Origin of the sequence: Pseudoflavonifractor capillosus (assembly GCF_016899775.1) — a bacterium.
Taxonomy (GTDB): domain Bacteria; phylum Bacillota; class Clostridia; order Oscillospirales; family Oscillospiraceae; genus Lawsonibacter.
Genome location: NZ_JACJJE010000087.1, coordinates 1 through 8,687, shown reverse-complemented (window position 1 = coordinate 8,687; position 8,687 = coordinate 1). Strand labels below are relative to the sequence as shown.

General features: G+C 62.1%; 5 protein-coding genes and 1 other annotated feature. Of the genes, 2 read left to right on the top strand and 3 right to left on the bottom strand.

Features of this window, described 5'->3' with window-relative positions:
- Positions 1-113 precede the first annotated feature (113 nt).
- Together H6B31_RS15730 and typA are read right to left on the bottom strand one after the other, a co-directional pair.
- Positions 114-1,346: a glycerate kinase type-2 family protein gene (locus H6B31_RS15730; RefSeq protein ID WP_204899366.1), complete on the bottom strand. Its 1,233-nt coding sequence runs from the start codon at positions 1,344-1,346 to the stop codon at positions 114-116.
- A gap of 284 nt (positions 1,347-1,630) precedes the next feature.
- A complete protein-coding gene (gene typA / locus H6B31_RS15725; protein WP_087290759.1) occupies positions 1,631-3,460 on the bottom strand; it encodes a translational GTPase TypA in 1,830 nt (609 codons plus the stop codon).
- A gap of 713 nt (positions 3,461-4,173) precedes the next feature.
- Between typA and H6B31_RS15720 the strand changes: the two genes are divergently transcribed.
- Positions 4,174-4,446, top strand: coding sequence for a hypothetical protein (locus tag H6B31_RS15720; RefSeq protein ID WP_204899365.1), 273 nt, complete (start codon positions 4,174-4,176; stop codon positions 4,444-4,446).
- Between the two features lie 146 nt (positions 4,447-4,592).
- Here H6B31_RS15720 and H6B31_RS15715 read toward each other — a convergent pair whose 3' ends face one another.
- Positions 4,593-5,831: a PstS family phosphate ABC transporter substrate-binding protein gene (locus H6B31_RS15715; RefSeq protein WP_204899364.1), complete on the bottom strand. Its 1,239-nt coding sequence runs from the start codon at positions 5,829-5,831 to the stop codon at positions 4,593-4,595.
- 125 nt (positions 5,832-5,956) lie between these two features.
- Positions 5,957-6,160 (top strand) — a binding site (T-box leader).
- Positions 6,161-6,650: 490 nt separating this feature from the next.
- Between H6B31_RS15715 and H6B31_RS15710 the strand changes: the two genes are divergently transcribed.
- A complete protein-coding gene (locus H6B31_RS15710; RefSeq protein WP_204899363.1) occupies positions 6,651-8,072 on the top strand; it encodes a glycine--tRNA ligase in 1,422 nt (473 codons plus the stop codon).
- The last annotated feature ends 615 nt before the right edge of the window (positions 8,073-8,687 follow it).

Genomic DNA, 8,687 nt, shown 5'->3' with positions numbered 1-8,687 from the left:
TTCCATTTTTTCGCCCCCATATCTGTTTCTATTTTACCAGATATGGGGGCTTTGTGCTTGTTTTTTGACAGACTGAGCGGGAGGAACTCACGTTCCTCCCGCTTTCTTATCGTTTATCGTTTGATGAGCACCACTGCCACGTCGTTTACGTTGGTGCCGGTGGGACCGGTGCGGATGAGACCGTCCACCCGGTCCAGGGCGTGGTAGGCGTCGTTTTCCGCCAGAACCTGGTGAATGGTGAGGCCCGCCGCCTCCAGGCGGTCCTTGGTGGTTCCGTCCACCAGTCCCCCCGCCGCGTCGGTGGGGCCGTCGGTGCCGTCGGAGCCCAGGGAGAAGATCAGAGTATCCGCCAGTCCCGCGATCCCCTGGGCGGCGGAGAGGGCCAGCTCCTGGTTGCGGCCCCCTTTCCCCTGGCCGGTGAGGAGGACCACTGTCTCGCCTCCAGCCAGAAAGGCCAGAGATTTCTGAGTGTCCTGGTGGGTCCTGGCGATGGAGGCCAGGAAGGAGCCCGCCTCTTTGGCCTGACAGCACAGCTGGTCGGTGAGCAGGACCGGCTCATAGCCCAGCCGCCGGCAGGCCGCTCCGGCGGCGGCGCACAGCTCCCGGACGCTGCCGGTGATCACCGTCTCCACATTGTCCAGTGCCTTGGGGGTCTCCTCTTGGAGGAGGGTGCGGGCCTGGGGCGACAGTGGGAGCTGGTACTTCTCCGCCACCTCCTGGGCCTGCGCGCAGGTGGACTGGTCCGGGTAGGCGGGGCCGGAGGCGATCATGTCCAGGGGGTCCCCCAGAATATCGGACAGGACGATGGAGAACACCCGGGCCGGGGCGCACAGCTGGGCGAACCTCCCCCCTTTCACGGCGGACAGCCGCTTGCGGACGGTGTTCATCTCCACAATGTCCGCCCCGCAGGCCAGCATGGCCTGGGTCAGATGGGAGAGCTCCTCCGCCGGGATGAGAGGACACTCAAACAAGGCGGAGCCCCCGCCGGACACCAGGAACACCACCGTGTCCTCCGCCGCCAGGTCCTCCACCAGCTCCATGGCCGCCCGAGTGCCCCGGAAGGAGTCCTCATCGGGGACCGGGTGCCCCCCCTCATAGACGGTGCACCGGGGGATCTCCCCCCGGCTGTGGCCGTGCTTGGTCACCACCACCCCGGCCTCCAGCCGGTCCCCCAGCAGCCGGGCGGTGCAGTGGGCCATCTGCCAGGCCGCCTTGCCCACGGCCACAAGAAAGACGCGGCCCGCGCCGAAGGTCCGGCCCTCCAGGGCCCGGCGCACCGCCTGGTCGGGCAGGCAGGCCGTCAGGGCCTCCTGGATGATGGTTTGCGCGTCTGTATGGATGGACATCATATTCGCCCCCTGGAAATTGAAATCCCGGCCCTGTTCAGAGAGTGCCGGACATTGATATCATGATACCATACTGGACCGGGGTTTGGATTGTCTGTAGATCACTTTTTTGAGAGAAACCCGATATAGGGCGTTTGATATGGAAGCGAACCGCAGGACCGCCAGTGCAGAATGGCCGCGCCGCGGCCTGTCAGCGGGATCAATCTGTAAAGCAAACACGCTCCGCATCGCCGGTTTTCGGCGATGCGGAGCGTGTTCTTTGAATTCTTCAGGGACAGAAAAACTTACCCCTTTTTCTTAGAGGCCAGCTTCATGCGCTCACCGTGGTCCAGGACGCGCTTGCGCAGGCGTAAATTTTCGGGGGTGCACTCCAGCAGCTCGTCGTCGGCCAGGAACTCCAGGCACTGCTCCATGGACATCTGCTTGGGAGGCGTCAGGCGCAGCGCTTCGTCGGAGCCGGAGGCCCGCATGTTGGTCAGCTGCTTCTTCTTGCACACGTTGACGGAGATGTCCTCCGCCTTGGGGGTCTCGCCCACGATCATGCCGGCGTACACCGGGGTGCCCGGGCCGATGAACAGGGTGCCCCGCTCCTGGGCGTTGAAGAGGCCGTAGGTCACCGCCTCGCCGGTCTCGAAGGCCACCAGAGAGCCGGTGGAACGGCGCTGGATGTCCCCGCGCATGGGCTCATAGTGGTCAAAGACGGAGGCCATGATGCCCTCCCCCTTGGTATCGGTCAAAAACTCGTTGCGGTAGCCGAACAGGCCCCGGGAGGGGACCATAAACTCCAGCTTGGTGCGGTTCCCCACCGGAGTCATGTTCTGCAGGTCGGCCCGCCGGGACTGGAGCTTGTTGATGACCGCTCCGGTATAGTCGTTGGGCACGTCGGCCACCAGCAGCTCCATGGGCTCGCACTTCTTGCCGTCGATCTCCTGGTAGAGCACCCGGGGGGGAGACACCTGGAACTCATAGCCCTCCCGGCGCATGGTCTCCATGAGGATGGACAGGGACATCTCGCCCCGGCCGGCCACATTGAAGGAGTCGGTGGAGTTCTCCACCTCGGACACCTTCAGGGACACGTCCTTCAGGGTCTCCCGGAACAGCCGGTCCCGGAGCTGGCGGCTGGTGACGAACTTGCCCTCCCGACCGGCGAAGGGGGAGTCGTTGACGGAGAAGGTCATCTCGATGGTGGGGGCGGAGATCTTGACGAACTCGATGGGCTCCACACAGTCAGGGGCACAGATGGTGTCGCCGATGGTCACGTCGCCGATGCCGCTCATGGCGATGATGTTGCCGGCGGTGGCCTCCTGGACGGGGACCTTGGCCAGGCCGTCGAACTCATAGAGAGCGGTGGCCTTGGCCTTCTTGGGGGCGGCGTCCGGATCGTGGTAGTTGCATACGGCGATCTCCTGGTTCTGCTTGATCACGCCCCGCTCAATGCGGCCGATGGCGATGCGGCCCACAAACTCGTTGTAGTCGATGGAGGAGACCAGCATCTGGAAGGGGGCGTCCACATCCGCCTCGGGGGCGGGGATATACTCCAGGATGGTGTCGAACAGGGGCTTCAGGTCGCTGCCCGCCTCGTCGGGCTGGACGGAGGCGGTGCCCTGCCGGCCGGAGCAGAACAGCATGGGGGAGTCCAGCTGCTCGTCGGTGGCGTTCAGGTCCATGAGCAGCTCCAGCACTTCGTCGATGACCTCGTACACCCGCTGGTCGGGGCGGTCGATCTTGTTGACCACCACGATGACCCGGTGGCCCAGCTCCAGGGCCTTGGACAGCACGAAGCGGGTCTGGGGCATGGGGCCCTCGGCGGCGTCCACCAGCAGGATGACGCCGTTGACCATCTTCAGGATGCGCTCCACCTCGCCGCCGAAGTCGGCGTGGCCCGGGGTGTCCACAATGTTGATCTTCACGCCGTTGTACTCCACAGCGGTGTTCTTGGCCAGGATGGTGATGCCCCGCTCCCGCTCCAGGTCGTTGGAGTCCATGACCCGCTCCACCACGGCCTGGTTCTCCCGGTACACGCCGGACTGCTTGAGCATTTGGTCCACCAGAGTGGTTTTGCCATGGTCGACGTGGGCGATAATGGCAACATTTCTCAATTTTTCGTTCCGCATTTCTTGAATCCTCCTACTGATCTATGGCAAAACCACTCGGGGCCCCATCTTGGATGGGGCGCGCCGAATGGCGCGTGCAAGTGTTTTGTCCGCAGGACAAAACCTTGGCGCAGGCGGAATTCACTTCCGCCGAGCATTTTAAAATTGCGGGGTTCCCCGCAGGACGTTAGTCCTGTGGGGCGGTTTTGCCATGGTCGACGTGGGCGATAATGGCAACATTTCTCAATTTCTCGTTCCGCATTTCTTGAATCCTCCTGCAATCAATCCGAAGACACACCGGCCCGTCCAAGTTCGTCCGGACGTGCCAAAACGAAGGAATCGCTTCCGCCGGAGCAGACCGCCCCGGGGAAACATTCCCCTGAAATTCATTCAGATGGTATATTATACCGCTCTTTGGTGGGAAACGCAACGAATTTGCAAAAAATCTCACACAAATTTGCCCCCTCCTTTTCCTGGCGGCTTTTGGCAGAAAAGCGGAACCCTGGGGAAATCTATGTGGAAAACTCGGTGGAAAGTGTGGAAAACCGAAAACCTGTTCGACAGCTCTTGACAGAATCGAACATTTGTTGTATTTTAAATACGAACATACGTTTGATTTTTTGAGGGGAGCGCCGGAAAAGTCCCGACTATGGGACGGGCGGCCCAATATGATGTACATAACAGGCCGGTTTCCGGCCAATCCGCCCGCCGGGCATTTATTGGAGGGAGAGACGATGCAGACCCTGTACTACACCACTGGAAACTTTATCCGCCACACCGGCAATGTGGTGGACCTGACTGAGTACCGCCGCCGGCTGGCCCAGGCCCAACAGGAACCGGAGGAGGCAGAGGAAAATCTCGTCCTCCTCCCCCGGGAGAGCGCCCCCAGCCCCCGCCGGACCAGGGCCAGAAGGGCCCGCCGCCGGGCGCTGTTTCTGGATGCCTGCGCCAGCATGGGGGTGGTGGTGATGACTCTGACGTTTACCCTGCGGGTGCTGGCCCTTTAAATTTCAGGCTGAGAATAAAAACGCTCTGTAGAAAAACTGCTGTTTTCTACAGAGCGCATTCTTGCTTTAGGGGGGTCACCGCCCGCGGGCGGTTCTACCCTCCCCTGCGGGGAGAGCAGTTTCCGAAGGAGGGCGCGGGGTGCGCCTCAGACGCCTGGAGGCAGGTCGGCGCTGACCACCTGCCAGCCCCGGGGGTAGAACTCCAGGGTGATGGTGCACAGGCTGCTCAGGCCCCCGGACTCCGCCTGGACCTGAAATGTGATCCGGTCCCCCTCCCGGCCGACCAGAGTCACCTCCTGAATGTCACAGCTGCTGTAGTAGTCCAGCACCACCTGACGGGCGTTCTCCTCGGTGTCCTGGGGCGGCAGTTGGTCCAGATAGACGGGCAGGAAGCCCCGGGAGAGGATGGCCACCTGCCCCTCCTCCGACCGCAGCCAGCGGGTCAGGACCCGGGCCGGGTGGTCCTCCGGCAGATCCGCCCGGGTGACGGCGTAATAGCCGTCGGTCAGGGGGTAGCTCCCCCCGGAGATGGTCTGGGCGGTGGCGGGCACCCCCTCGTAGTCCAGAATCTTCAGGGAGGAGGCGATCCCGGTGAACTCGTCCATGTTCTGAAGATAGGTAAACAGGGTATAGCCCAGGGCGTAGCTGTCGCTGGGCTGGCCGAACATCCCGCCGGTGTGGTAAAAGGCGGTCTGCTCCAGCATCCCCTCCATAGTCAGCTCCACGTAGTTCTCCTGGATGGAGGGGTCCATGGGCTCCCCCTTCAAAATCAGGTTGTCCAGCTGGGACTGACTGCCGCTGTCGGCGTTGCGGCAGATGGGCACCAGCGTCCGGTCCGGGCCCCCCAGCTCCGTCCAGCTGGCGATGCCGTTGTGCAGATAGATGTCCCGCACCTGGTCTCCGGTGATATTGGAGGCGGTGTTCTCCGCCGGGGTGATGAAGATCAGGGCCTCGGCGGCCACCTGAGCAAGTTCCAGCTCCACCCCCGCCTCCTTGGCCTGGTTCAGCACATCGGCGGAGGGGGAGGGGGCCAGGATCAGGTCCAGCTCCCCGGCGATGAGCTTCTCATAGGAGGGCACCGTCTTGGAGGCCTCCCAGGGGTAGCCCTCCTCATCCATGGACTCCGGGCCGAACACCGCCTCATAGGCGGCCTGGACGATGCCCAGGGTGGAGGTGGAGCCGTCCACCCGGGGGTAGTTTTCCTCCGTCACCCCCAGCTCCTCCAGGTCCAGGCCGGACTCTATGGGGGCTGTCTCCGGGCCGGCCTCAGAGCTCCCGCCTGGATTCCCCTCCGCCCCGCTGGAGGCGGAGCCCGCCGGGGCGGCGCAGGCGGAGAGTAGCAGTCCGGACAGGAGCAGGCAGACAACCGGTTTCCACAATTTCATAGCGGGTCCCTCCTCTATATTTTTTGTATCTCTATGATAGCACATTTTCCCGGAAAAAACAGGACCAAATCTCCACATCCGGCTCTTGACAGGTGGAAAAATGTATATTACAATGAGTTGCAAATCCAAAAGCGACGACAGAGAACAGTACCCCGGGCCGGGTGTTTCAGAGATGGGATGGCCGGTGCGAATCCCACGAAGGCGCGGCGGGAAGGCCCTCTGGAGCGCGGGCAGGCAATGGCCCGCCGTCTCCCCACGTTACGGGGGTCGAGTGTGTACCTCTGGTACAAATTCAGGTGGAACCACGGATCGTTTGATTCGCCCTGAGCCTTTTCCGGCTCGGGGCGTTTTTATTTGGACGGAGGCTGTGCCCTGCAGGCAACGTGGAGCATGGGAGAACAGGCGGCTGCAAGGATCGCCCCTACGGCAACACATACACCGGATCGTTGGCTCTACAACGCCAGGCGCAGCAGTTGAACCGCACCAGGAATAAATTTTGCAAACCCAGGGCCCAGTGGCCCGGCGGGAATTTAGATGCTCACTCAGATTTTGCGCGCCGGAGCTTCCGCTCCAACCAACCAGGAGCGCGTCCCCCGTAATGGGGTCCGGGGTGGGCGAATATGGGCACGTAAGTGCCCATCCTGAGCTCACCCCGGGGGCGTTTTGGTTCCTTTGCCGCCATGGGCAAAGGAACTCGCCGCCCGCAGGCGGCGAAACTCCCCCGCGCAAAACGAACCAATTCCAAACCCTGCTTCCCCCTCTTGGAAATGTATATCAATCAAAAAACCATCCAATGCTAGGAATAAAAGGAGTTTTATCATGAAAAACAGCGAAAAGACCATGGAAAAAATCGTAAACCTGTGTAAGGGCCGGGGCTTCATCTTCGCCGGGTCCGAGATCTACGGCGGCCTGGCCAACACCTGGGACTACGGCCCCCTGGGCGTGGAGCTGAAGAACAACGTGAAGAAGGCCTGGTGGAAGAAGTTCGTCCAGGAGAACCCCTATAACGTGGGCCTGGACGCGGCCATCCTGATGAACCCCCAGGTGTGGGTGGCCTCCGGCCACGTGGGCGGCTTCTCCGACCCGCTGATGGACTGTAAGGAGTGCAAGGAGCGCTTCCGCGCCGACAAGGTCATCGAGGACTGGTGCCAGGAGAACAGCTTTGACCTGGGCCACAGCGTGGACGCCATGACCCAGGCCCAGATGAAGGAGTTCGTGGAGGAGCACAACATCCCCTGCCCCACCTGCGGCAAGCACAACTGGACCGACATCCGCCAGTTCAACCTGATGTTCAAGACCTTCCAGGGCGTCACTGAGGATGCCAAGAACACCGTCTACCTGCGCCCCGAGACCGCCCAGGGCATCTTTGTCAACTTCCAGAACGTCCAGCGCACCACCCGGAGAAAACTGCCCTTCGGCGTGTGCCAGATTGGCAAGTCCTTCCGCAACGAGATCACCCCGGGCAACTTCACCTTCCGTACCCGGGAGTTTGAGCAGATGGAGCTGGAGTTCTTCTGCACCCCCGGCACCGAGCTGGACTGGTTTGCCTACTGGAAGGACTTCTGCCATCAGTGGCTGCTGAACCTGGGCATGCGGGACGAGAACCTGCGGCTGCGGGACCACGACCCGGAGGAGCTCTCCCACTACTCCAACGCCACCACCGACTTTGAGTTCGTCTTCCCCTTCGGCTGGGGTGAGCTGTGGGGCGTAGCCTCCCGCACCAACTTCGACCTGACCGCCCACCAGAACACCTCCGGCAAGGATATGACCTACTTCGACCAGGAGAAGAACGAGCACTATATCCCCTACGTCATCGAGCCCTCCCTGGGCGCCGACCGCGTCACCCTGGCCTTCCTGGTGGACGCCTACGACGAGGAGGTGGTGGACGAGGCCAAGAACGACGTGCGCACCGTCCTGCGCCTGCACCCCGCTCTGGCCCCCTTCAAGTGCGCCATCCTGCCCCTGTCCAAGAAGCTGGGCGACAAGGCCCGGGAGATCCAGACCGAGCTGAGTAAGTACTTCATGGTGGACTACGACGACGCCGGCTCCATTGGCAAGCGCTACCGCCGCCAGGACGAGATCGGCACTCCCTACTGCATCACCGTGGACTTCGAGACCGTGGGCGACGACAAAACCCCCGCGGACAACGCCGTCACCATCCGGGACCGGGACACCATGGAGCAGGTAAGAGTGCCCATCGACCAGCTGAAAGCCTGGCTGGAGGAGAAGCTGGCCTACTAAGCTGCTGCGTTTCCCCCTGCTCCATGCTCCGCCGCGCAGCGGCGGGACCCGAGCATTTTGGCGCAGCCAAAATCTCGCCGGAGGGCGGATTCACTCCGCCCGAGGATTTAAAATCTGCCTTGGGGCCCCACAAACGCCCGCGTTTGTGGGAGCGCAGGTCCGTGTGCCTATTTCTGAGCTGAAGGCCTGGCTGGAGGAGAAGCTGGCCTACTGATTTTTCCACAAAAAACCGCTTTCCTGTGGATAGTTCCGCAGGGAGGCGGTTTTTCTTTTTGGAATTTCGCCGCCTGTTCTTTCATAAGCCTTCCCCTCGGGGGCCGACTCCCTTTGTCAAGGGGAGATGTCGAGCAAAGCGAGACAGAGGGGATAGGGACGGGTGCCGAGCGTATGCGAGGCGGATAAGGGGGCGATCATAGAGCGTTTTCGTTTGTCGCAGGGAGTTTCGCCGCCTACGGGCGGCGAGCTTCTTTCTGGATGCCCAGAAAGAAGCCAAAGAGGCACCAAGGGGTGGGGCCAATCGGATTCGGCTGCGCCTCATCCTCTATGTGCCCCACCCCCTGGACCCCCATTTACGGGGGCCCAATTAGGAGAGCATTCCGGTTATCGCAAAGGCGC

Bases quoted from the DNA above. Each gene is read 5' to 3' on its own strand.
- H6B31_RS15710 (WP_204899363.1), top strand. From the start codon at position 6,651: ATGAAAAACAGCGAAAAGACCATGGAAAAAATCGTAAACCTGTGTAAG.
- H6B31_RS15720 (WP_204899365.1), top strand. From the start codon at position 4,174: ATGCAGACCCTGTACTACACCACTGGAAACTTTATCCGCCACACCGGC.
- H6B31_RS15715 (WP_204899364.1), bottom strand. From the start codon at position 5,831: ATGAAATTGTGGAAACCGGTTGTCTGCCTGCTCCTGTCCGGACTGCTA.
- H6B31_RS15730 (WP_204899366.1), bottom strand. From the start codon at position 1,346: ATGTCCATCCATACAGACGCGCAAACCATCATCCAGGAGGCCCTGACG.
- typA (WP_087290759.1), bottom strand. From the start codon at position 3,460: ATGCGGAACGAAAAATTGAGAAATGTTGCCATTATCGCCCACGTCGAC.